Raw genomic sequence first — 26,886 nt, 5'->3', positions numbered from 1 at the left:
TTTAATCATCTTAAAATAAGTGGATAAAAACCCTAAATTATTCAGGCTTTAATTAGCAGCTACTTTATATGTAGGATCTTCAATGATATTAATATCAATAACCTTGTCTGCATCATGAAGTAACTGACGACAGTCAGCACTTAAATGTCTCAAATGGATCTTTTTACCCACTTTTGCATAGCGTTCTGTTAATTTATTTACGGCGTCAATGGCACTCATATCAGTAATTTTACTCTCTTTAAAGTCAACAATTACTTCCTCAGGATCATCAAGCACGTCAAATTTTTCGGCAAAAGCAGTAGTAGAACCAAAAAATAAAGGTCCATATATTTCATAATGCTTTATCCCTTTATCATCGATATATTTTCTAGCACGTATGCGTTTAGCACTCTCCCAAGCAAAAACTAAAGCGGAAATGATCACTCCGATCAAAACTGCCAATGCCAAATTATGTAATAGAATAGTAATGATTGCCACCAAGACTCCAACAAAGATATCGTGCTTAGGCATTTTATTGATTATTTTAAAACTAATCCATTCAAATGTACCTATCGCCACCATTATCATGACTCCTACCAAAGCCGCTATAGGCAATAGTTCAATAACGGGCGCTCCAAACAAAATGATAACAAGAATCGCTAATGCAGCAACTATCCCTGACAAACGAGCCCTTGAACCAGCTGAAAGATTAACCAAAGTTTGAGCGATCATAGGACAACCTCCCATTCCAAAGAAAAAACCATTTAAAATATTAGCACTTCCTTGCGCAATACATTCGCGATTTCCACTCCCTTTTGTTCCCGTCATTTCATCAACTAGGTTTAACGTCAATAATCCCTCTGTTAGTCCTACTGAGGCCATAATAAGTGCGTATGGGAAAATTATTTTTAATGTTTCAAAACTTAAAGTAATATCTGGAATATGAAATGGTGGAAAACCACCGCTTACTGAAGCAATGTCAGCAACTGTTTTTGTATCAATTCCCAATCCTAACACCAATCCAAAAACCACAATAATGGCAACTAATGAAGAAGGAACAGCTTTAGTTACCTTAGGAAGAAGTATCACAATCGCAATAGTTAAAGCCACTAAACCGAGCATAATATACATTGGGCTACCTGATAACCAAACACTTTCTCCGTTTACTATTGTTTTGAACTGCTCCAGCTGCGACATAAAAATAATAATCGCTAAACCATTCACAAAACCAAACATAACCGGCTGTGGTACTAGTCGAATGAATTTGCCTAACTTAAATAGGCCTATCAAAATCTGTATTACCCCTGCCAAAGCAACAGCTGCAAATACATATTCTAACCCATTTGATTTCATTAAAGCAATTAAAACAATTACCGTTGCTCCGGCACCACCAGATACCATTCCAGGTCGCCCCCCAAATATAGCTGTAACTAACCCCATTATAAATGCAGCATACAATCCAACTAATGGTGGGAAACCAGCTAATATTGCAAATGATAATGATTCTGGAATCATTGTCATTGCAACGGTTAAACCGGCTAAAACTTCCGTTCTGTAATTTACTTTTTGCGTAAAGTCGAATAAGTTGAAATACTGTTTCATTCTATTTTATAAAATATTTGTGAGATTATGGTCTGGAAAAGAATCAGCAATAATACACCAAACTCTAAAACCGATAAAAAAATTGACCTCTAAGTCATTTGCCGAAATGGCTAAATCAATGTTACCAACTAACAAAAATATTTTTTGTCTTCGGTCTGCAAATGTACTTGTTTTTTTTGGGTGTTCAAAAAGGAATGTAGTTATGTAAAAATGCACTAAGTAATAAATCACTAAAATGACACCACATGGAAAATAAAACACTAAAATACAAACACATACAAGAATTTTAACTACTTCGTTTTGCTTATTTCCCTTTAACACAAAAAAAAATCGCTACTAAAAGTAACGATTTTTAAATATTTAAGAAAGGATTAGCGTTGCCCTATTCGACACAACTACCTTTACACTTTTAACATAAGTCGTCTTACTCTGACAATTAACTCATTTGGACTAAAAGGCTTGGTTATAAAATCATCTGCTCCTAATTCGAAAGCTTCTAAAACAGTTTTCTCTAGACCTACAGCAGATAATACTATTATGGGAATATCTAGTTTTAACTCGCTTTTCACCTTTCTAACGATATCAAGTCCCGTAATTATTGGCATCATGATATCTGTAATTATTACATCTGGGATTTCCGTTATTATTTTAATAATTGCTTCTTCACCATTGGCACATGCAATTACATCAAATCCTTCTCTTTTTAGCTTAAACTCCATTGTTCTAAGCATCATCTCATCATCTTCGGCTATTAAAATTTTCATTTGTTTTAATTTAATTATTATTTGGGGAAAATAATTTCTTAAAAACTGATTAATATAATTCTATCGCTAGAGTATACTTTTCAAAATTAGTATTTGGTAGGTTTATTTTTAATGGTTAATAAATAAAACGCTTAAGATAGTATCTTTCTTTAGAATTTCACGCACAAAATTAGACTATATTTTTGAGAAACCATGTAATGATTCTAATTCACTGAAAACCAACTGGCAAATTTCGTTAAGATGAATCACTTCTTCTTTTCTTTTTTGCCCCAATGGATTACTATTAATTTCTTCCTCAATAACCTCAATACTCTTTAATGCTGAAACAACTCCTAATAAATTGATAGAAGACTTCAGTTTATGCACTTCACTTTTTAGATTTTGTATGTCGTCTGCTTCATTAGCTTCCAATATTATTTTTAATGAAATGGGTGAGTTTTGTATAAATATATTTACCATTTGTTCAATAAAATCAGCATCTCCATCAGCAAAATCATTTAAATATGTAAAATCAATTAAATTTTTAGATTCGACTTTCTCTGCTGCTAAGTCGGATGAAACGGTGGTATTTGTCTTCATTAAATTATTATATAGTTTTTCAAGTAACACATTAAAATGAAATGGTTTTGATAAATAATCATTCATTCCATTTTCCAAACAGCGGTTTTCTTCTTCTAATGTGGCATGTGCTGTCATTGCTATTATTGGGGTGTTCGATTTAGCGCCCATATGATTTCGAATGTATTTTGTCAGTTCATTCCCATCCATTTCTGGCATTTGAATGTCCATTAAAATAATATCATAATCGTTTTTTTCAATTTTATCAATGGCTATCTTTCCATTATCTGCAATATCAATTTCTTTATCCCATTTCTTAAAAACTTTAACGGCTAAAAGTTGGTTTAGTTCATTGTCCTCAACTAATAGTATTTTTGTGTCTTTTAAGAAATCATGTGTTAGCGTTTTATTTTCTGTTACTATAACATCTTTTATTCCGCTTTTATCTTTTGGGTAATGAATTAGCAATGAAAATTCACTTCCTTTTCCCATTTGACTTTTTACAGCTAATGTACCGCCCTGCAATTCGATCAATTTTCGGGTTATAGTTAATCCCAAACCTGTACCACCAAATTTTCTTGACGTTTCATTAGAAGCTTGATTAAAGCTGTCAAATATTGAATCTATTTTATCTTCTGCAATTCCGATACCGGTATCAGTCACAGTAAACCGTATAAAAGTATCTGTTTCAGATTCTCTTTCTTGTGAAACAACTAACTCAACATATCCTATTTCGGTAAATTTCAAGGCATTCCCTAATAAATTTATCAAAATTTGAGACAGCCTTGTAGGATCGCCTATCAAAGAATCTTCAATATTGGAATCAATTTCAAAAAGTAATTTTACCTTCTTCTCCTCCGCAATAGTAGAAAGTAATTCTATAACACTTTTTACTTTTTTTGATAAAGAGAACGTAACTTCTTCCATTATCATTTTATCTGCTTCGATTTTTGAAAAATCAAGAATGTCATTTATAATAACCATTAAGTTATTTCCAGCTCTTTTAATCGCTTTTACACTTTGCTCTTGATCACTATCTAAAATCGTTCCTTCTAGAATTCTTGCAAACCCAAGAATACCATTCATTGGAGTACGGATTTCATGACTCATATTAGTAAGAAACTGTTCTTTTACGCGCACTGATTGCTCTGCCAGTTCTTTTGCTTTTATAAGTTCCCTTTCAATATTTTTTTGATCACTTACATCTTGAATAGTTCCTAAAATCTTGAACGGCTGGTTATGTTCGTCATTCAAACATTTTATGTACTCATTAATGTATTTAATAGTACCATTTTTAGCAGTTAAGCTATGGCTGAACTTCACTTCTGAATTATTCTTTTCAACCAAATTCAGGTTGTCTTCAAATAATTTGATGTCATCTGAATTAATTAAGCGAGATTTTAAAAGGGTTAATGATGGCGTACTGTTTTTTTCTATTTCAAATATAGTATAAAATTGTTCCGAGAAAAAAACGGCATCGTCGACTAGATTTAATTCCCAGCTTCCTATTTTGGCCAATTTTTGAGCTTCTGAAAGTCTATTCGAATTAATTTTTAACTCTAGTTCTGTTTTTTTTCTTTGTGCAAGGCTTTCATGAAGTTTAAGTGCATTTCTTATGCTTTGTGAAACCCCGTCAGGCGTCAATAATGATTTTGGAATATAATCTGATGCTCCCCCTAAAATAGCCTGACTAGCGATCTTTTCATCTCCCTGAGAAGTCACAAAAATTACCGGCGTTTCAATTCCCAAGTCCTTTAGAATTTTTAGAAAAGAAATACCATCACTATCAGGCATCAAATAATCTAAAAAGATAAGATCATAGTTAAATGCCTTAATCTTTTCTATTCCATTTTTGGCAGAAAAAGCGCTTTCCACATCGGCTAAGATACCAGAATGTGAAATCGAACGGATTATAGTAATCAAATCAACTTTATCATCATCGATTACTAATATATTTAAGGCTACAGCCATATTATAGTATTTTTATTTTTTTTCACTAGAATATTCAATAATATTCCAATAATTATATAGGATTGAAAAAAAATCAATGTTGTCGTTATCAATTGGTTTATGAATATATCCGGCAATATTTAAATTTAAAGCTTCGCTGCGATTTTTTTCATTATCTATACTAGTGATTACAAATACTAATATTGATTTTAAATCCTCATGGCTTCTTATCTTATTTATTAAATCTATACCATTTACCCCCTCCTGATTAATATCAATCAAAAGAATTTTAGGTACAGGAGAAATTTTATGATTCCCATTAAGCATATCCCATGCTTCCACATCATTTTCAGCAAAATGCAAAGTGTTTTCGATACCAAGTGTTGTAAATGCCTTTTTAGCCCTTTCAATACCAACTTTACTATTATCTACGAATAAGATGTTTGAGTTTATCATAATTTACTTTTTTTGCTATTAGATTTTACATTTCACATAAAGACCAAAAATCTTTTAGCGTAGCCACAGAGGAAATGAATTTTTCAAAAGATAATGGTTTTAAAATATACCCGGCAACATTAAGATTATAGGCATTGATTTTATCACTATCCTCGTTTGAAGTAGTCATCACAAAAACGGAGATATTTTTAAGACTTTCATCTTCTCTTAGTTCTTTAAGAAACTCTATTCCATTCATCTTAGGCATATTAATATCCAATATGATTATTCTTGGCAAAGGAACGATAGAGTTACGCAACATATCCAAAGCCTCAACACCATTTCCTGCAACAAAAAGGTCATTCTTGATATTGTTTTTTGAGAATGCTCTTTTAACATTCATTACATCTACCTCATCATCTTCTACCAATAAAATATTCACCAATTTCTGTATCATAATTTTAATTATTTATTGTTATTGCTTTAGGCCAATTAAATTTAAAAACGGAACCTCCATTCAATCCAGGAGTATATTCTATTGTTCCTCCTACCATTTTAATTATCTTCTCACATATTGTTAAACCCGCACCGGTTGAATCTACAACATCTTTGGAATTAACGGTATAGAAAATAGAAAATATCTTATCTTTTACCTCTTCTGGAATACCAGGTCCGTCATCTCCGATTACTATTTCATAGTCGGTTTTATTTTCAACTATTTCAATCGAGACATTCTTTTTTTCTTTGTCATGAAATCGAACGGCATTGTCAAGTAAACTATAAATTACTTTCTCTAGTTTTTTTCCCAAAGTAATGCATTTTTCATCAATTAAATTGTAACTAGTATGAAATTCTATGTTTGTTTTATCACCTAACATAGCAATACAGTCATTTACTAATTTTGGAATACTCACTTCGAATAGTTCCATTTTGGTTCGATTGGCATGTGAAAGTTCTAATAAAGCATTCATCATGTTTTCTAGACGCCCCACTCTATTTTTTAATAAAGTAAAATTATCTAAAATATCCTGATCAATATTTGTCCCTAAATCATCTTCAATCCAAGTAGCTATGTTTACAATAGCGCGCATTGGAGTTTTTATATCGTGGGAAACAATGTAAACAAAATCTTCATATTCTTTTTTGAGAGCGGTTAGCTCTTCTTGACATTTCTTTTCTGACTCCATTATTTTTTATTTTTTGGAATTGTAAAAATAAAACTTGCACCTTTATCTTCTTCCGATTCAATGTGAATAGTCCCTCCCATCTCTTCAATTATCTTTTGTACAATGGAGAGTCCAACACCTGTACTTTCCTTTTTATCCCGAGCTTCAATGGTTTGAAAAACTTTAAACACTTTCTCATGGTATTCTTCTGCTATTCCAGGACCGTTATCTTTGATCGTAAACTGGTGAAAGTTAGGTAATGACTTATATAGACATTCTATTTTCCCTATTGGTTTGTCATTATATTTTACTGCATTACTGATAAGGTTAGCGAAAATCTGCTCAAATAATATTCTTGCAATTTTTATTTCAGGAATAGTGTCTGCAATATAAACTTCATATCCTTCAGTAGGGACAATTGTTTCAACAATCTGCTGTAACATTTTTTTCAAGTCCGTCAGCTGCCCTTCGATTGAAGTTTTACCTATACGAGAATAATCTAAAACTCCATTAATTAAATTCTCCATACGCATGACACGACCTCTTAATAATCCAAAGTTAGCACTTACATCAGCAGGCATCTCAGGCATGTCCTCCATAATCCACTCCGAAAGATTATTAATCGCTCTAAGGGGGGCTTTAAGGTCATGCGAAACTACATAAGCAAACTGATCTAATTCCCTATTCTTTTTCTCAACATCAGTTAATGCATTATTTAAAGTTTTCTGCGCTTTTTTTTGATCGGTAATATCTGAACTTATCGCGATGTATTGATATGGCTTTCCTTTCTTGTCTAAAAAAGGAACAATTGTGGAATAAACCCAGTAAAATGATCCGTCTTTTGCGACATTCAAGATCTCTCCCTGCCAATTACGGCCGTTACCAATAGTCGTCCATATATTTTTAATGAACTTATTTAATTTATAATGCGGATTATCAAGATAATGATATTGCCCCATAAGTTCTTCTCTCGAATATTTAGAAATGCTACAAAACTTGTCGTTCACAAAGGTGATAACACCTTTGTGATCTGTAATTGTTACTATCGATGACTCATCTAAAGCAGACCTAATATCATTTATCTCTTTTGCTTTTTCAATTATGATTTGCTCGGCTAACGTTTTTTCGGTAATATCTTGGATGGTACCTTGGATACCGATAACTTCTCCTTGGTCATTTATATTTACCTTTCCTATTCCTAAAATATATTTTAAGCTGCCGTCTGGCAATAAAAGTCTATAATTATAGTGTAAATCAGTACCTGTGTCTAATGCATTCGCTATAATATTATCAAGTATTAGTAGGTCATCGGGATGAATTCGATCTCGATACGCAATCAACAGCTGATCAGAGGGTAATTCTTCTAGATCATAAATTTGATAATGTCCCTTAGACCATCTTAAATGACGAGTGATTAAATCAAATTTCCAGCTTCCAATCTTAGCCATACTTTGAGATTCGTCTAAGAGTTTATTACTGTTAATTAAGTTTAACTCCGCTTCTTTTTCCTTTGTTACATCCTGAATCGTTCCTTGCATTCCTATGATTTCCCCTTTTTCATTCTTATAGGGTTGCCCAATTTCTATAATTTGTTTTATTCTATTATCTGGAAATAAAACTCTGTAACTAATTTTAAAGTCATTCCCTGTTTCCATCATGATTTTATCAGACTCATCAAGTATTGATAGATCATCTGGATGAATTCTTAACCGTGAAACAGCATTGAGTTGATCTGATGGTAATTCCTCCAACTCGAAAATTTGATAATGCCCTTTTGACCAGATTAAATCACTTGTGACTAAATCGTATTTCCAACTCCCTATTTTAGCAATCCGTTGGGATTCATCTAATAGTTTATTAGCATTTCTTAAATTTTGTTCTATTCTTTTTTCATTTGTTACATCTTGGATTGTCCCTTGCATGCCAATCACGTCTCCTCTTCGATTTTTAAAAGGTTGGCCTATTTCTACAATTTGCTTTGTTCTTCCATCTGGTAATACTATTCGATAGCTAATTTTAAAATTCTCACCGGTCTTAATGACATTTTCACTTAATTCATCTAAGATTATCAGATCCTGTGGATAAATACGACTACGATACGCATCATTAAGTTTATTTTCGGGTAGCTCATCCAATTCAAAAATAGTATAATGTCCTTTTGACCAAACCAGATTATTTGTATTTATATCATATTTCCAACTTCCAATTTTAGCAATCCGTTGGGATTCATCTAGCAAGATATTGCTGTTAATTAAATTCTGTTCTGCTTCCTTATCCTTTGAAATATCCTTAGCTATTCCTAAGTACCCGGTTATTTCTCCTACACTATTCTTAATGGCAGTAATTGATAATAGTATTGGAAAAGTGGTACCATCTTTTCTTAAATAAGTCCATTCGTGCGTATCTGCAATTCCAAATTTTCGAGCTTTAATAAAAAGCACCTCAAATCCTGGTTCAACAAGTTCACCGAGTTCCTCGCTTAACTCTTGGGAACGTTTTACCACTTCATTTACAACATGGAAAATAGCTGCTGTAGCTTTCCCTACCACTTCATCTGCTTGATAACCTAGTAAATTCTCGGCTCCCTTATTAAATTGCTTCACTGTTCCATCAAGGTCAGTTGCAATTATTGAGAATTCAGATGCATTAAGTATGGCAGTTAATTCATTCTTAGTTTGCACTACACTTTCTTGCTGCTCTCTTTCAAAAGTAATATCTCGCGCAATGCAATATAGATTTCCCGTCTCAGGGTCTGGTGATGTATTCCAGCTTAACAAAATATACGCACCATTTTTACAGAGGTAACGGTTTTCAAAACTAATTTTTTTGTGCCCTAGAGCTAGTTTTTCTACTTCTTTATAAGTTTTATCTAAATCTTCGGGGTGAATGAAATCTACAAATGGCCTTCCTTCTAATTCTTCTTTAGTGTACCCCAAAACAATTGTAAAAGCTGGATTTACTTTATGGAATGTTCCATCCACATTAGCAATACATACTAAATCTTTTGAGAGTTCAATAAAGTTTTTAAATTCGAGTTGGGTATTTTTAAGATCTACATTTTTTTTTCGAAGATCCAATAATAGAATAACTTGATTAGCCAATAATTTTAAAGCGGTTTTCTGTTCGTTCGAAAGTATCCTTGGCTTCGTATCAATGACGCAAAGTGAGCCTAAATTAAATCCATTAGCATCCTGCAGCGGAGCACCAGCATAAAACTGAATATCAGGATTTCCTGTAACTAAGGGATTATTAGCAAAAATCTTGTTTTCTGTTGCATTATTAACTTCATACACCTCATCGCCCATAATTGTATATTGGCAAAAAGAGATGTCTCGAGCAGTTTCGCTAGCGCCTAAACCTACACTTGATTTAAACCATTGTCGTTTTTCATCTAATAGACTTATTAAGGCAATAGGAGTACCACAAATGTAAGAAGCTAACTGTGTAATGGAATCATACTCCTCTTCAGGCAAAGAATCCATAATGGAATAGCTTGCAAGAGCCTTTAGCCTTTCTGATTCATTTAACGGCAATATTGATTTTTTCATTATTTGAGGCGGTATTGATTTGGGGTCAATTATTCGAAAAAAAACTATGTATTTGAAGTATTAATAACGTAGCTCCAATAAACAATTAATTCCCGAGGGTATACAAAAATAAAATAATAATTGAATTAAAGCTGTATTTGCCTGTTAATTATGATACTTCGTCATACTAGCTACCTAAGTATTTCATTTAACTGCTTCTTAAATGGAAAACGCTACAAGTAATCGAATTTAACAAACAAAAAGACACCAAATTACACTAAAGGCACAAAAGGGAACGATTAAAAAAAACCATACAAACTACTGTTAATTAGATTATTAAATTTAATTACTTTTAAAATAAACGCATTTTTTATATCAAAAATATCTTTTTTTGATTAAATTAGTAGTACACTAAAATAGTTATAAAGAGCACACCTACTAGGCTCTTCCTTTAGTTTCCAAAATGTAAATGTAATTCTAGCGTAGGGTTTAAAAATCCATTTTTGATTTCGAACAGATAAAATATGCTCCAAATATTTTCCTATTTCCTAGTTGAGATAAAGCTGACGTTACTAAAAACTTAATATATTAAATATGGAAAATTATAAATACATCTTGTTTTTTGACCAAATTGGTATTACTGCAATAGATCAAGTTGGGGGTAAAAATGCCTCTCTTGGGGAACTATATAACCAATTGAATCCTATTGGCGTCAATATTCCTAATGGATTTGCAGTTACTGCAGCTGGTTACCGTTTGTTTCGAAAAAAAAACAATTTGGAAAAAGCATTGGATAATATATTGAATCTATTAGACACAAAACAGTACACTAATCTGTCTGAAGTTGGCGAGAAAGCCAGAGCATTAATTCTATCAGCACCTATTCCTGACGAAATACATGCTGAAATACAAACTGCCTACCAATCGCTAAGCAAACAAAGCGACAAAAAGAACCTTGGGGTAGCGGTTAGAAGCAGCGCTACAGCAGAAGATTTACCAACAGCAAGTTTTGCTGGACAAATGCAGTCTTTCCTTAATATTAGTGGTGAAAACCAATTAATTGACGCGGTACATCGTTGCTACGTTTCCTTATTTACAGATCGCGCCATAAAATACCGCCATGACATGGGTTTTACAAAATTAGATATCGCGATCTCTGTGGGCGTACAACAGATGGTTCGAAGTGATAAATCTTCTTCGGGTGTTGCTTTTACAATTGATCCTGATACCGGTTTTCAAAACACCATTATCATTAACGGCAGTTGGGGTCTTGGCGAAAATATTGTCCAAGGAACCATAACACCAGATGAGTGGATGGTATTTAAACCCACCTTAGAAAACCCAAAACTAAATCCCATTTTGAAAAGACATTGCGGTAGAAAAGAATTCACCATGATTTATGCTGATAAGAGTAACGAAACTTCCGCTGAAAATGCCATCATAAATAAGTCCACATCAATAGAAAAACAAAATCAATTTTCATTGAATGACAAAGAGGTTATCCAACTTTCGCAATGGTGTTACAAAATTGAAAAACATTATAAAAAACCTATGGACATCGAATGGGCAAAAGACGGGCTAAACAATCAGCTTTATATTGTTCAGGCACGTCCTGAAACGGTTCATGGGAAAGATAAAAAACAAGTTCGAGAGATTTATAAACTCAAAGAAAAAGGTGTCCTTATCACACAAGGAATAGCACTGGGAGATAAAATAGCTACGGGGAAAGCACGTATACTCAATAGCCCGCAAGAAGGAAATCAATTGTTAGAAGGAGAAATTCTAGTTACCGATTTGACAAATCCCGATTGGGACCCAATCATGAAAAAAGCAGCTGCCATAATCACTAACAAAGGTGGACGAACCAGTCATGCGGCAATTGTCGCACGGGAACTTGGCGTCGTTGCCGTAGTAGGCTGCGGTGATGCAACTACTCTGATAAAAAATGGGCAACAAATTACGGTTTCCTGCGCTGAGGGGAAAGATGGTAACATATATGAAGGCAAATTAGAATGGAAAATAACAGAACAGGACTTCAGTCATTTATCCATGCCAGAAACGGACCCTATGTTCATTCTTGCTGATCCTGATAGAGCTTTTGAATTGAGTAACTATCCAAATAAAGGCGTTGGTTTAATGCGAATGGAATTTGCAATTTCCAATAGTATTAAGATTCATCCTCTTGCACTTTGTGAACCAGATAAAATCACTGATAAAGCCGTGATTGACCAAATATCGGAATTAACGAAAGGATACGAGGACAGCAAAAACTATTTTATTGACAAACTGGCGGAAGCCGTTTCAATCGTCGCAGCGGCTTTCTATCCAAAGGATGTAATTGTGAGAATGAGCGATTTTAAGAGTAATGAATACGCCAATCTTATAGGCGGAAAATACTTTGAACCCCACGAGGAAAACCCAATGATTGGTTTCCGTGGTGCTTCTCGTTATTACAGCGATTTTTATAGAAAAGGGTTTGCCCTAGAATGTGAAGCCATGAAAAAAGTGCGGAACGAAATGGGCTTTCACAATGTAAAACTGATGATTCCTTTTTGCAGAACTATCGAGGAAGGGAAAAAAGTACTTGCAGAGATGGCCACCAATAAACTAGTACAAGGAGAAAACGGACTTGAAGTTTACGTAATGATAGAAATTCCTAGTAATGTGATATTAGCCGATGAATTCGCTTCCCTTTTTGACGGTTTTTCTATTGGTTCCAATGATTTAACACAACTTACCCTCGGTCTGGATCGTGATTCTGAATTAATCAGTTATTTGTTTAGCGAACAGAATCCAGCGGTGAAAAATTTAATTCGGGAAACAATACATGCCGCCAAAAGAAATAACATAAAAGTGGGATTGTGCGGTCAGGCACCAAGTGACATTCCGGCATTCGCGCAGTTTTTAGTAGAGGAAGGAATAGACAGCATTTCATTTAATCCCGATGCCATTATCAAAGGAATTGAAAATATTTTAGAAACCGAAAAGAAAAATACGGTACGGTTATAAATAAATCATCAATGGGCAGAGTCTACGATATAGTACAAACAAATAGCTACATATTTTAAAAGATCCTTTTTAAAGCTGTAATCTGTGGTAAAAAAACGAAGGGAAGTTAGAAGAAATTAAACCTAAAGAGATTAAAACATATTAATTGAACACTTAAAATTAGAAAATATGGAACCAAAAGTATTATGCCAAAGCTGTGGAATTCCACTTGACAACGAGGCCTTAAAAGGCACGAAAGCAAACGGTTTAAAAACGGATGAGTACTGTAAATTTTGTTACGATGGTGGTTCATTTATTAATCCAAATATGACGTTTGGCGATATGAAAGAAACGGTAGAAACGCAAATGAAGAAATTGAAACTTTCAGAACATTTGATCCAAGATGCCGTAAACATTCTGCCTACTTTAGACCGTTGGAAAACAATTTAATTTGCTTTATCCTAAATAATTGATTCGCAAAATGAAAAACACCGCTACGAAAACGAAAGCAACCATTCCTTTATTGGAAATAAAAAAAACATCATGAAGATTTTAATGTACAGCATATACGCATTTGACAAACCATTTATCGAAAATGCCACACATGGGAAATTAGAAATAGAATATACGAACCAAGCTTTAAATGAAGATACGGCGAAACTGGCAGAAGGTTTTGAAGGGATTTCCCTTTTTACACCTGACAATGCCTCTGATAGCGTATTGGAAAAATTATATTTCTACGGCGTGAGGTATATTGCTTTACGATCTGTGGGATATGACTATGTAGATTTAAAAAAAGCCAGAGCCTTGGGAATCAAAGTAGCAAATGTCCCGTCCTACTCTCCCTATTCTGTAGCGGAGCACGCGGTAACATTACTATTAGCGTTAAATAGAAAAATAATTCTGGGTCAAAAACTCATGCAAATGGGTGACTACCGTCTGGATCATTTGGTAGGCTTTGACTTGTACGGAAAAACGGTGGGAATTATTGGAACTGGAAAAATAGGTGCCGCTTTCGCAAAAATCATGCATGGTTTTGGTTGCCAAATTCTAGCTTGTGACCCGCAGGAAAATGAAGAATTAATACAGCAAATAGATATATCCTATACCACATTGGAAGATGTTTGTAAGAATTCAGATGTAATCTCTGTTCATTGTCCACTTAATCGGGAAACAAAATACATGTTCAACAAAAGCAATTTTAGCCTTATGAAAAGAGGAGTTATCTTTATTAATACTGCAAGAGGAACTATCATCAACACGGAGGATTTAATAGACGCACTCAAAATGGGAAATATCGGAGCCGCCGGTTTAGACGTTTATGAAAAGGAAAAAACAATCTTCTTTGGCAATCACATTAATAAAAAACTGGAGGATCATTTATACACTATCCTTCGCTCCTTCCCTAACGTTTTAATTACGGGACATCAAGGCTTTTTGACTAACGAAGCTTTAGAGGGAATTGCACAGACCACCATTGTTAATTTTAATGCTTGGGCTTATAACGGTCTCTCTGAAAACGAACTTAAATAAGTTGTTTCGAATAATCATAAAACCATATTATCTGATTAATATTTAAGCACTTAAATACTACATTTGCTATTTTTCCTGATTAAAAATTTGCTGCTCTGTTGATTTTTATTTTTTTAATTCTAAGAAAATTCTTTTAAATAATTGTCACTACGGATTCAATTAATGACTACCTTAATTGAAATTTAAAACACCAGAAGGAACGGTTAATTAAAACTAAGTCAGATGAACATGAATTGGCACTTACTTTCTCTTTCTGAAGTATCCGATAAGTTGGACACATCTCCAATAGGTCTAGATGAAAAAAATGCAAAAGACCGCCAGACCCAGTATGGCAAAAACAAAATTGACTTCAAAAAAAAGAATACTGTTTTACGGATGATCTTTAATCAATTGTCCAACTTTATGATTCTAATCCTTATCCTGGCGGCAATTGTCTCAGGCATAATGGGCGACTTAACAGACACTATTATTATCCTTATCATCATAATTGTCAATGCGGCAATCGGTTTTGTACAAGAATACCGAGCTGAAAAAGCAATGGAAGCCCTTAAAAATATAATTCCAGAAGAAACAAGGGTAATTCGAGCAGGAAAAACCATAACCATTGCTTCTACTGACCTAGTTCCCGGTGATGTCGTTTTGCTCGAAGCCGGAAACAGAATCCCCGCTGATGTTCGTTTTATTGAAACACACCAAATTAAAGTAGATGAATCAACGCTAACTGGCGAGTCAAATACTATTGATAAAACGGCAAACAAATTGCCTGACGGCGACTATTCCCTTGGAGATAGAAGCAATTTAGGCTTCAAAGGTACCTTTATCACAAAAGGACATGGATGTGCCTACGTTACAGCAATCGCGATGGAAACAGAACTAGGTCACATTGCTCAGATGATTCAAGTACATGAATCAATAACTCCGCTACAAATACGATTAGCTGCTTTTGGTAAGCGGTTGTCTATTGCCATCTTAATAATTTGCACCTTGATTTTTATGATAGGTTACCTTAATGGCGAAAATATATTAAGCATGCTGCTAACGTCTATCTCACTTGCTGTGGCTGCCATTCCAGAAGCCTTACCGGCACTTGTTACAATTGCACTTGCCTTTGGCGCTAAGCGATTAGCTAAAAATAATGCATTGATAAGAAAACTTCCGGCCGTCGAAACACTTGGTTCGGTGACCTATATCTGCACTGATAAGACTGGAACACTGACTAAGAATCAAATGACCGTTGAGGAAGTTTATGTAACTCCTAATATAAAAACTGAAACTTCTTTTATTGAAAATAATGCAATGCTTACAGCGATGCTACTCAATAGTGATGTCTCAGAAAAAGAAGACGGAAGCTGGCATGGCGATTCAACGGAGATCGCATTGGTGCAATATGCTTTAAATAAAAGCAGTAATAAAAAGGAATTAGAAACAGAATTTCCAAGAGTAGCTGAATTTCCATTCGATTCTTCAAGAAAATGCATGACAACGCTACATCAAACAGAAAAAGGAATACTCGTTATTACTAAAGGGGCTGTTGATGTACTTTTAGATAAAATAGCTAAAAATCAACAACCACTTATTGCTGAGTTTGATCGAAAAGCAAATGACTTAGCAAATGAAGGCTATCGGGTTATTGGTTATGCCATAAAAGAAATGCAAACCTTGCCGGAGACTTTAAATATAGAGGAGATAGAATCGTCATTAACCTTTATAGGATTTGCAGGAATGATTGATCCGCCAAGGAGCGAAGCAAAAAAAGCAGTTTCAGAATGTATACAAGCCGGAATTATACCTGTTATGATTACCGGCGACCATATACTCACTGCAAAAGCCATTGCAAAGCAGCTAGGCATAATTACCTCAGAAGAAGATCTCATATTGAGCGGAACTAAACTCGCTGAATTATCAGAAAAAGAATTTTTGGATATAGTTGAACATGTTCGTGTTTATGCCCGTGTGAACCCAGAGCAAAAGTTAAAAATTATTAAAGCGCTACAAGCAAAAGACCAATTTGTAGCGATGACCGGTGACGGAGTAAATGATGCCCCTGCTCTAAAAAGCGCTAACATTGGAATTGCTATGGGAATCAATGGAACTGCCATTACCAAAGAAGCAGCTGACATGGTTTTACTTGATGATAATTTTGCTACCGTTATGATCGCCGTAAAGCATGGTCGAGTGATATTTGATAATATTTTAAAATTTATAAAGTACATTATGACGGGAAATTTTGGCGAAATTTGTGCCATTTTCCTTGCGCCTTTCTTTGGTTTACCCTTTCCTCTGCTCGCTATCCATATTTTATGGATTAATCTTGTAACTGACGGATTGCCAGGATTAGCATTAGCTTCTGAACCAGCTGAAGATAGTATAATGAGCAGGCCACCAAGAGATCCAATGAAGAATATTTTTGCAGGAAAGATGGCATTACATATACTAAGTGTTGGTTTACTAATGGGTGTGGTAACGCTGAGCATACAATACTGGGCAATACAGGCAAACATTCAACACTGGCAAACAATTGCTTTTACAGTTCTCTGCTTTAGCCAGATGGGACATGTTATGGCAATTCGTTCTGGTGGAGAATCTGTTTTTAAAATTGGAGTTTTTTCGAATAAGCCTCTTTTGGGAGCTTTGCTGTTGACTGTATTTCTCCAACTGATGATTATCTATGTCCCTTTCTTTAATATGGTATTCAAAACCCAACCACTGTCGCTGTATGAATTAGCTATAACCTTATTGGCATCAAGCATCGTTTTTTGGGCAGTAGAAATAGGGAAATGGATCATTAGACGTACTAAGAAAGTTTAGTCCAAACATCCTCCTTAAATATAGGTTGGACTTCCAAAAACTAATTTATCCTAATCTTTGTTTTTATCATTTCTTCGAAAAAAAATTGTACTTTAGTGTAAGGATAAGCCCCTTTCCTTTTATATAAAACCTTACAATTTACTGAATTTTAAATATTTGCGTGTTTTTTCTAATTATACTGAATTTTATAATATTACAAAATAAGAAAAAATGAAAGGAACATTTAAACTCGCAAAAGTAGCTGGTATTGGTGTATTTATACATTGGACATTTTCGTTACTTATTGCCTTTATTATTTTTACCAATTATAGAACAGGTTATAACGCTATACAGATTCTATGGTCGCTAGTTTTCGTTCTATCCATTTTTGTCACAGTCGTTATGCATGAGTTTGGGCATGCCATGGCTGCAAGAAATTATGGAATACAAACGAAAGACATTACACTACTTCCCATTGGCGGTCTAGCCCGATTAGACAGAATGCCTGAGAAACCATTAGAAGAACTTGTAGTTGCTTTTGCTGGTCCACTGGTAAATATTTTTTTGGCATTAATAACCAGTTTTGTTATAACATTTCCAGATAATCCGGAGGCCTTGGCCGTACAATTATCGAACAGCGTAAATGCCAGTAATTTTTTCCTTTATTTCTTTATTGTAAATATCGTATTGGCGATTTTCAATTTGATTCCAGCCTTCCCAATGGATGGAGGACGTGTCCTTAGAGCATTATTGTCCTTTAAATTTAAGAGACATATCGCAACTAGAATAGCAGCACGAATTGGTCAATTTATAGCTATGGGTTTTATCTTTTTAGGATTTTTTTCCAATCCTTTTTTAATTTTCATCGGGTTGTTTGTTATTATGGGAGCCCAAATGGAAACAGAGCACACCTCGTCCAAATTTATTCTCAAAGGTTTTAAAGTTCGGGATGTCCTTATGAAACAATATCAAACGATCGATGCAAACGAGCCTATCAAAACAGCTATAGCACTACTATTAGACAGTCAATCCAAGATATTTATGATCACCGAGAATAATGAACCTGTTGGTACGTTAAATCGGGATCAAATTATAGCAGCTCTTTCTGAAAGAGGAGAAAATACTGATATACGCTCTGCAATGAACAAGAATTTGATCTATTTGGATGTGGAAACCTTGCTCGAAGATATCTTTGAATTAGTTTCTGCTAATAAATCAAACTTGATGTTAGTCATGGAAAACGGTTTCCTTGTCGGCACTCTTGACACTGAAAATCTATTGGAATTTCTTTTAATAAAAGGGGTTAAATCAAGATAAGCCTATGCCAAAAATCCAAAAAATAACCCATCCTGATTGCCTAGAATTAGTGTACAGCGGCACAGACTATTTTTCCCGATTGGAACAAATTATTCAAAATGCGAAATACGAGATTCATCTTCAATTTTATATTTTTGAAAACGATGCCACTGGAACTAAGATTATAGAAAAACTTAAAGAAGCGGCAGCGCGTCGTGTAAAGGTGTACCTATTATTGGATGGCTTCGGCTCCTATTCATTTCCTAAAGAATTAGTAGAGGAATTAACCGAAAGCGGAGTTCACTTTCGCTTTTTTTCTCCATTTTTTTCAGCAAACTCTTTTTACATTGGCCGAAGGTTACATCATAAAGTCGTGGTCGCAGATGCTCATGTACTTATGATTGGCGGAATAAATATTGCCAATAAATACGATGGTGCCTCTGGAAAAGAACCCTGGCTAGATTACGCAGTTCAGATAGATGATTTGGCAATAGCCAAAAAACTCCAATTGTTGTGTCGAGACCTCTTTTTTAAGAAAAGATATTTTTTCAAAAAAAAGATAGAATCTGTTTTAATGACACAGCAAGAAACTGTGGTCAGTATTATTCAAAATGACTGGCTTAAAAGTAAAAATGAAATCTACGATGCCTACATTAATTCATTTGCTGCTGCTAAAAAAGAAATTGTCATTGTGGGTAGCTATTTCCTTCCGGGCAGAAGAATGAATAACGCAATTAAAAAAGCCGCAAAAAACAAGGTGAAAGTTAAATTAATCCTAGCCGGCATATCAGATGTTACTCTTTCTAAACGAGCTACTTATCATATATACGCTGCACTTTTAGACAATAACATTGAATTATATGAATGGAATAAAACCGTTTTACATGGAAAAGCAGCGGTTGTTGACGGCTGTTGGACTACTATCGGTTCTTTCAACCTCAATAATTTGAGTTCTTATGGAAGTCTCGAAATGAATGTTGAAATTAAATCTACCGTCTTTTCCAGCACTTATTTAGGGCACCTCAACGAAATAATATCAAAGTGTCAAAGAATAACTCCCGAATCACTAAAAAAAAGAAATAATATATCCTCGAGTTTTATAAATTGGTTGTCTTATTGGACTGCCAGGCTCATACTAAATATAGTTACTTATTTTCCCCAAAATAGATTCAAAAAATTTTACTGATCAATTTAACCCTTCTATTTAGCCTTTAAATTCAAAAGAAAAAAACTATAAATAATGCCGTTTAATTAGAATTTTATAGCGTAATAATTAGTTTTGTCAAATTATAAAAACTACAATACATTACGTTTTTATATGATAAAGCAGTGCTTTTATTAAATAATCATTTACATCATACCGTATATTGTTAATAATTATAACAATTTGTTAATATTAATATAAATATAAAAGTGTGGGATTGTATATTTTTACGACTTAATAAACTTACAAATACCATGAAACAACTTTACCTAAAAAAGCAGCTGCTTCTTGTTGCTGTATTTTGTTTTTTAAGTCTCTTATCATTTGGTCAGGTTCCCACTTATTACTCTGGGACCAATGTCAACCAAACGGGAAATGCCTTAAAAACAAGTCTTGCCACTTTAATAAGTAGCAATACGACTAACTTGAGCTATACTCCTGGAGTATGGGATGCTTTAAAACAAACTGACTTAGATCCTACTGATCCTAGCAAAGTTTTATTGATTTACGGTTACAATGATACCGATACCGATATTACTAATGACCGTACTAGGTCTAAAGATTTAAATGGCGGAAACCAAGGAAACTGGAACAGAGAGCATGTTTATGCAAAGTCACTGGGGAATCCAAATTTAGGCACTGATGGGCCTGGAAGTGATGCGCATCATTTAAGAGCTTCTGATATTACATTGAATGCAACAAGAAACAACTATCCTTTTGGTGCTGGTTCTGGGAATTCAAAGCTCGTAAACGGTACGTATTGGTATCCAGGTGACGAATGGAAAGGAGATGTAGCGCGTATGGTAATGTACATGTATGTGCGTTACGGAAATCAATGTCTGCCTAATGTAGTTACTGTAGGTTCACAAACTTTCAGTGCAGATATTCCAGATGTTTTATTGCAATGGAATGTTGAAGATCCTGTTTCCCAAGTAGAAATAAACAGAAATACGATATTAGAAGGTGTTCAAGGAAATAGAAACCCTTTTATTGACAACCCCGCTTTCGCAACAACAATTTGGGGAGGCCCACAAGCAGAAAACAGATTTAATGGAACTATTGTATTAGATACAGAAGTACCGTCAGTCCCTGCAAATTTATATGCTACAAATACAACCTCAACTGGAACTACATTAGCATGGATTCAGTCTACAGATAATGTGGGTGTTTTAGGATATAGAATTTACAATGGAACGATGCAAATCGCTTCGTCTTCAACTGCTAATTATGTATTATCCGGATTAACAGCTAATACAAATTATACTTTTTCTATAAAAGCTTTTGACGCTGCCGGAAACATATCAAATGGTAGTAATAGTATTGCAGTGACAACCCTCGTTGGTGCTCCTACACCAACTCCTACGACTTCTGTTGTTTTCATTAATGAAATCCATTATGACAACGCTGGGACTGATGTAGGTGAAGGTGTAGAAATTGCAGGAACTGCAGGAACTGATTTAACAGGATGGAGCATTATTCCGTATAATGGCAATGGCGGTGCTTCTTATACTCCAATTGGTACATTATCAGGCACAATTCCTAATCAATCAAATGGTTTTGGAACCGTTTTCATAGCGATTAATGCATTACAAAATGGTTCTCCAGATGGATTAGCATTGGTGAACAACTTAGGAAGTGTAATTCAGTTTTTGAGTTATGAAGGTGTTTTTGCTGCTACAAACGGTCCAGCAAATGGAATGACAAGTACTGATATTATAGTTTCACAAAACGGAACTGAAGCGATAGGATTGTCTCTACAATTAAAAGGTACAGGAACTAAATACAGTGATTTTACTTGGCAAACTTCTGCTACTAGCACGTACGGAGCAATTAACAATGTCCAGTCTTTTTCGACTATTAAAATTCCGCTTACCGCTCCTACAAATGTTGTAGCAAGCAATACAACACAAACTGCAACTGCTTTATCTTGGGACACTGTTACAGCTGCAGTATCATATGAAATTTACAATGGCACTACACAAGTAGCGGCTACTACTAGTACAACCTTTACAATTTCCAATCTAACCGCAAATACTGATTATAACTTTACAGTAGTAGCATTAGACGCTGATGACAATACCTCAACAGCTAGTACTGTAGTTAATGTAAAAACATTAAGCAATACTACTCCTGTAGTGGCGGGATCTGTTTTTATCAACGAAATTCATTACGATAATGCAGGTTCAGATATTGATGAAGGCGTTGAAATTGCAGGACTTGCAGGAACTGACTTAACAGGTTGGAAAATTATTCCTTATAATGGAGCTAATGGAGCAAGCTACACACCAATAGGTACTTTATCAGGAACCATTCCGAATCAATTGAACGGTTACGGCACACTATCTGTAGCCATTCCTGGACTTCAAAATGGTCCTCCTGATGGATTAGCTTTAGTTGATGCTAGTAATAAAGTAATACAATTCTTGAGCTACGAAGGTAGTTTTACGGCAACTAATGGTCCTGCTATCGGGATGACAAGTATTGATATTGGAATTGCAGAAGCGAGTACAGCAACAGTTGGAAATTCGCTTCAGTTAATTGGCCGAGGAACAAAATACAGTGATTTTACATGGGAAGCTGCTGTTAGTACTTTTGGTAAAACTAACAAAGGACAAAAATTTGGAGATTTAGTTTTCATCAATGAGATTCACTACGACAATGCTGGAACAGATGTTGGAGAAGGTGTGGAAATAGCGGGTTATGCCGGGATGGATTTAACGGGATGGAGCCTTTTTCCTTATAATGGTTCTGACGGTAAAAGTTATACACCAGTAATAAATTTATCAGGAACTATACCAGAACAACAAAACGGTTACGGAACTGTTTTTAGCCCGATACTAAATTTCCAAAATGGTTCTCCTGACGGAATTGCACTAGTAGATCCTAATGGAAAAGTGATTCAGTTTTTAAGCTATGAGGGCAGTTTTACAGCTCTTAACGGACCAGCATTGGGTCTAACAAGTACTGATATAGGAATATCCGAAGCTAGTACAGCTCCGATAGGAACATCTCTTCAGTTAACAGGAGCAGGCTTTACTTACGCTGATTTTACTTGGCAAGCAGCTACTTCTACTTATGGAGCAATTAACAAAGGACAGTTTTTTGGAAATGCAAGTGACATAATTGTAGTACTTCCCATTGCTGAAGCGAGAGCAAAAGCTGATGGCGAGATAGTAACGGTTACAGGTGTTTTAACTGTTTCTGATCAATTTGCAGGATCTGCTTATATCCAAGACGCGACTGGTGCAATAGCTGTTTTTGATAAAACGGTTCATGGTACTGGACTTTTCAAAATAGGCGATTCTGTTACTGTTACTGGAACAAGAAGTTCGTACAATGACCAAGTTCAAATTAGTCCTGTAAGTGCCGTAACTAATAATGGATTGCCTACTCAGGTTATTCAACCAGTTACAATAACTTTGAGCGAAATGGTGAACCATCCTGCGGAATTGGTGCGTATTCAAAATACGACTTTCCCTAAACCGGGCGCAATTATGTTTGGCAATTCAAATACAAATATTACTGATGCAAACGGAACGGCTCAATTGCGTATCGATGCTGATGTGAATGATCTTGTAGGTTTTGCCCAACCAGAAACTTGTTCTGAAATTATAGGTGTTGTAGGTAATTATTTTACAACTCAACAGCTTTTGCCTAGAATGAGGACAGACTTCCCATGTGCTGATAAATACCAACAGACGGGAAGTGATTTAGCTATTTCTAAAGATAAAACTTTGGATATTGCTACTTGGAATGTAGCTTGGTTTGGTGATGAAACAAATTCTCCAGCAGCTGGAAAACCAAACTCAGATGCGATACAAAAAGAAGCCGTTAAGAATATATTGCAACAATTAGATGCAGATATCTACGCTGTAGAAGAAGTTTCTGATGATGTATTATTGGCTCAAATGGTAGGCGAAATGAATGATTACAGTTTTGTTTTATCTGAAGCTACTTCATACCCTTTTGATGTAACAGGACCAAAACAAAAAGTTGGATTCATTTACAAAAACAAAACGGTAGAACCAGTTAGTACCAAAGTGCTATTAAAAACAATTCACCCTTATTATAATGGTGGTGACACATCCGTATTAGTTAATTATCCAAGCACTGATAAATCACGTTTTTTTGCCAGCGGAAGATTACCTTTTATGTTAACTGCTAATGTTACTATTGATGGTAACAAACAACAAATTAACATTATTGACCTTCATGCAAGAGCAAATACAAGTGGTGATGCTCAAGGCAAATATAACATGCGTAAATTTGATGTTGAGGTATTAAAAGATACTTTAGATGCACAATATCCAAATGCGAACTTGATCTTACTTGGAGATTATAATGACGATGTTGATTATACCGTATCAGATGTGTCTACGACTGTTTCTACTTATGTAGCTTATGTTAATGATGCGGCAAATTATAATGTGGTAACAAAAACATTAAGTGAGCAAGGATTTAGATCGTATGCAACATATGAAAACATGATTGATCACATTACTCTTTCTAACGAACTAGCTGATTTATATATTGATCAATCAGCAAGAGTACATTATGAGTTTTTCTCTAGTGATTATACAAAAACAGCTTCAGATCACTTCCCAGTAAGTGCACGTTTACAGTTAAAATTAATGACTGTTGATGCTATAACTAGTACTGATGTAAGTTGTAATGGAGAAGCTAACGGAATAGCAACAGTATCTGTTTCTGGAGGAATTACTCCATATACCTACCAATGGAGTACAGGTTCAACAACAGATACAAATACAATATCTGATCTCGCTGCTGGGGTTTATACTGTAACTGTTAAAGATGCTTTAAACAAAGTAGTCACTACTACATTTACAGTAAATGAACCATCAGTTATTGTAATTCCTTCCACTAAAGAAGCTACAGTATACTATGGTTATGCTAAAACTTCTTGCACAAAACTTCTTGCAGGTAACGTAAGTGGCGGGGTTTTACCTTATACTTACAAATGGAGTAACGGTGCTTCCACTAATACTATTGAGGTATGCCCTAAAGAAACTACAACTTACACCTTAACTGTTACAGATGCAAATGGTTGTTCTACGTCCATAGAAAAAACAGTAATTGTTGTAGATGTTCGTTGTGGTAACAACCCGAAAAATCCTAAAGTAGAAATGTGTCACAAAGGAAATGTAATCTGTGTTGATGAAAATGCGGTAAGCGCACATTTAGCACATGGAGACAGTTTAGAGAATTGTCAAGCAACTCCAGATAATATAGTTGTTACTGATGTTACTGTTTATCCAAATCCATTTTTGAACCATGTAACTATTAGTATTAACAGTTCATCAAATGCTACTGTAAGTTTTTTAACTTACAACTTTTATGGACAATTAGTACAACAGTCTACACATAGCGTTCAAGCTGGAAACACAGCAACTTACTTAGATTTACCAAATTTAAATAAGGGATTCTATTTCTTGAAAACAGTTATTAATGGAAAAGTAAAAAATATCAAGTACTTGGTAAAAGAGTAGTTTCTTACTGAAGAATTAAGCATTTAGATTATCTCAAACCACCAAATTAATTTTTGGTGGTTTTTTTATTTTGGAACAAAAATAAAAGGGTATAAAAATTAACTTTTAAATATTTTTTCGTAACTTTAAATAAGACAATCAACTTATTTAAAATGAGTTACCATACCTAAATAAGATTTAACAGAGGGCTTTATTATGGAACGTACAAAAATACAACGAAGAAAAAAAGAAGAATGGATAGTGAAGGATTTAAAAAGTAAAATCCCAAAATTGTCTAGGAAAACCATATACATTCCACTTCAGAATGAATTGCAGTTCTGATTTGTTTTTTAAAGATTGTGTTAGTTCAGCTAACATCGGAGCAGTGAGTCACTGTTCTGTAATTGAATGCTTTTTCAAGCACTGGGTTTAAAAGATTCTTCGCAGAGCTCCGAACCTTTTAAACCCGTATTCCTAATTGGAGTGAGCGACATAAAAGTCCTCACTCCATTAACGATTTTAACGTTATGGATTTTTCAAACTATAAAGACAGTTTCACCAAAGAAGCTTTAAAAAAAGGCTACTCTCAACAGAATATCCAACGCTGTTTAGATTATGCTGCACCCCTATTTTCCAATGATATTCCCGTAATTTATAATACTTCCCATTTGTCAGTACTAGTGGGCTACAAAAAGGAATATCTCAAGAAAGCCGCACTGCATACCAAGTACTTCTATCGCGATTTTGAAATTCTTAAACGAAACGGTAAAAAAAGACCTATATCTGAACCATTACCTAGTTTAAAAGAAATTCAGCATTGGATTCTAAAAAATATCTTGTACAATATTCCGGTGAGTCCTTTTGCCAAAGCCTATAAACCAAATATAAGTTTAATCGAAAACCTTAAATTTCATAGAAACCAGCCGAAAGTATTTACCATAGATTTAGAAAATTTTTTCCCTTCTATTACCGTAGATAGTGTCGAAAAAATCTTTAACGAATTAGGCTATTCTAAAAGCGTTTCTGATTTGCTAGCTAAACTATGTACTCGCAATGATACATTACCGCAAGGTGCACCAACTAGTCCTTCCCTATCAAATTTAATTTTTAAAGAGGCAGATGCAATGATTGCTGATTATTGTGTTCAAAGAAAAATTAGATACACCCGTTATGCCGATGATCTCAGTTTTTCAGGCGATTTCGATGAAAAAGAACTATTTGAGATAGTAAACGAAATCATTGAAAAAATGAATTTTAAAATCAATACTGCCAAAACCAAACTCATGACGCCTGGCAACCGCCAAACGGTGACAGGAATAGTTGTCAATGAAAAACCACAAGTCGTGTTTCACAAACGCAATGAGTTAAGACAAGCGATGTATTACATCCAAAAATTTGGAATTGATGAGCATCGGGAATACAAAGAAATTAACCAAAGGAATTATTTAGAACACCTGCTAGGAAAAATAACTTTTGTTTTGCAGATTAACCCAAAAGATACTGAATTCATAGGTTATAAATCATTTCTTATTGACTTAAAAAAGAAGCAAGATTTGAAATCTAATACGGTAAAACTTTTGTGGGTTTAAGAATATGTAACTCTAAATTACA

The 26,886-nt window shown here is 34.5% G+C and carries 15 protein-coding genes; 8 read left to right on the top strand and 7 right to left on the bottom strand.

Annotated elements, in window-relative coordinates; genetic code table 11:
• Positions 1-48 precede the first annotated feature (48 nt).
• From BLV35_RS16615 to BLV35_RS16580, 7 genes are all read right to left on the bottom strand, one after another.
• A complete protein-coding gene (locus BLV35_RS16615) occupies positions 49-1,581 on the bottom strand; it encodes a SulP family inorganic anion transporter (protein WP_091092854.1) in 1,533 nt (510 codons plus the stop codon).
• A 401-nt stretch (positions 1,582-1,982) separates the two neighbouring features.
• Complete coding sequence (locus tag BLV35_RS16605) at positions 1,983-2,345, bottom strand: response regulator transcription factor (protein ID WP_091092849.1); 363 nt, start codon at positions 2,343-2,345, stop codon at positions 1,983-1,985.
• 174 nt (positions 2,346-2,519) lie between these two features.
• Positions 2,520-4,874, bottom strand: coding sequence for a hybrid sensor histidine kinase/response regulator (locus tag BLV35_RS16600; protein ID WP_091092846.1), 2,355 nt, complete (start codon positions 4,872-4,874; stop codon positions 2,520-2,522).
• A 12-nt stretch (positions 4,875-4,886) separates the two neighbouring features.
• Positions 4,887-5,309: a response regulator gene (locus BLV35_RS16595; RefSeq protein WP_091092843.1), complete on the bottom strand. Its 423-nt coding sequence runs from the start codon at positions 5,307-5,309 to the stop codon at positions 4,887-4,889.
• Positions 5,310-5,334: 25 nt separating this feature from the next.
• Positions 5,335-5,745 (bottom strand): response regulator, encoded by a 411-nt coding sequence (locus tag BLV35_RS16590; protein WP_091092840.1) that lies wholly within the window; start codon positions 5,743-5,745, stop codon positions 5,335-5,337.
• A gap of 4 nt (positions 5,746-5,749) precedes the next feature.
• The gene (locus BLV35_RS16585; RefSeq protein WP_091092838.1) at positions 5,750-6,475 is read right to left on the bottom strand and encodes a sensor histidine kinase; all 726 of its coding nucleotides are present in this window, start codon (positions 6,473-6,475) and stop codon (positions 5,750-5,752) included.
• Positions 6,475-10,002, bottom strand: coding sequence for a PAS domain S-box protein (locus BLV35_RS16580; protein WP_091092836.1), 3,528 nt, complete (start codon positions 10,000-10,002; stop codon positions 6,475-6,477). The genes BLV35_RS16585 and BLV35_RS16580 overlap by 1 nt, the downstream gene beginning before the upstream one ends.
• A gap of 573 nt (positions 10,003-10,575) precedes the next feature.
• Between BLV35_RS16580 and ppsA the strand changes: the two genes are divergently transcribed.
• From ppsA to BLV35_RS16535, 8 genes are all read left to right on the top strand, one after another.
• On the top strand, positions 10,576-12,990 hold the full coding sequence (gene ppsA / locus BLV35_RS16575) for a phosphoenolpyruvate synthase (RefSeq protein ID WP_091092833.1): 2,415 nt from the start codon (positions 10,576-10,578) through the stop codon (positions 12,988-12,990).
• A 168-nt stretch (positions 12,991-13,158) separates the two neighbouring features.
• Complete coding sequence (locus tag BLV35_RS16570; protein WP_091092831.1) at positions 13,159-13,419, top strand: zinc ribbon domain-containing protein; 261 nt, start codon at positions 13,159-13,161, stop codon at positions 13,417-13,419.
• Positions 13,420-13,512: 93 nt separating this feature from the next.
• Positions 13,513-14,502: a 2-hydroxyacid dehydrogenase gene (locus BLV35_RS16565; protein ID WP_091092828.1), complete on the top strand. Its 990-nt coding sequence runs from the start codon at positions 13,513-13,515 to the stop codon at positions 14,500-14,502.
• A 222-nt stretch (positions 14,503-14,724) separates the two neighbouring features.
• Entirely contained in the window at positions 14,725-17,310 is a 2,586-nt protein-coding gene (locus BLV35_RS16560; protein WP_245712093.1) for a cation-translocating P-type ATPase, read from the top strand.
• 210 nt (positions 17,311-17,520) lie between these two features.
• Complete coding sequence (locus BLV35_RS16555) at positions 17,521-18,606, top strand: site-2 protease family protein (RefSeq protein WP_091092824.1); 1,086 nt, start codon at positions 17,521-17,523, stop codon at positions 18,604-18,606.
• A gap of 4 nt (positions 18,607-18,610) precedes the next feature.
• A complete protein-coding gene (locus BLV35_RS16550; RefSeq protein ID WP_091092821.1) occupies positions 18,611-19,771 on the top strand; it encodes a phospholipase D-like domain-containing protein in 1,161 nt (386 codons plus the stop codon).
• Between the two features lie 272 nt (positions 19,772-20,043).
• Complete coding sequence (locus tag BLV35_RS19170) at positions 20,044-25,296, top strand: endonuclease (protein WP_143031876.1); 5,253 nt, start codon at positions 20,044-20,046, stop codon at positions 25,294-25,296.
• Positions 25,297-25,802: 506 nt separating this feature from the next.
• Positions 25,803-26,864, top strand: a complete 1,062-nt coding sequence (locus BLV35_RS16535) for a retron St85 family RNA-directed DNA polymerase (protein WP_091092818.1) — start codon at positions 25,803-25,805, stop codon at positions 26,862-26,864.
• Positions 26,865-26,886: the final 22 nt, after the last annotated feature.

It is taken from the genome of Flavobacterium gillisiae (assembly GCF_900107635.1).
GTDB lineage: Bacteria > Bacteroidota > Bacteroidia > Flavobacteriales > Flavobacteriaceae > Flavobacterium > Flavobacterium gillisiae.
The sequence above is the reverse complement of the archived record's forward strand: the minus strand, read 5'-3'. Positions and strand labels throughout refer to the sequence as shown.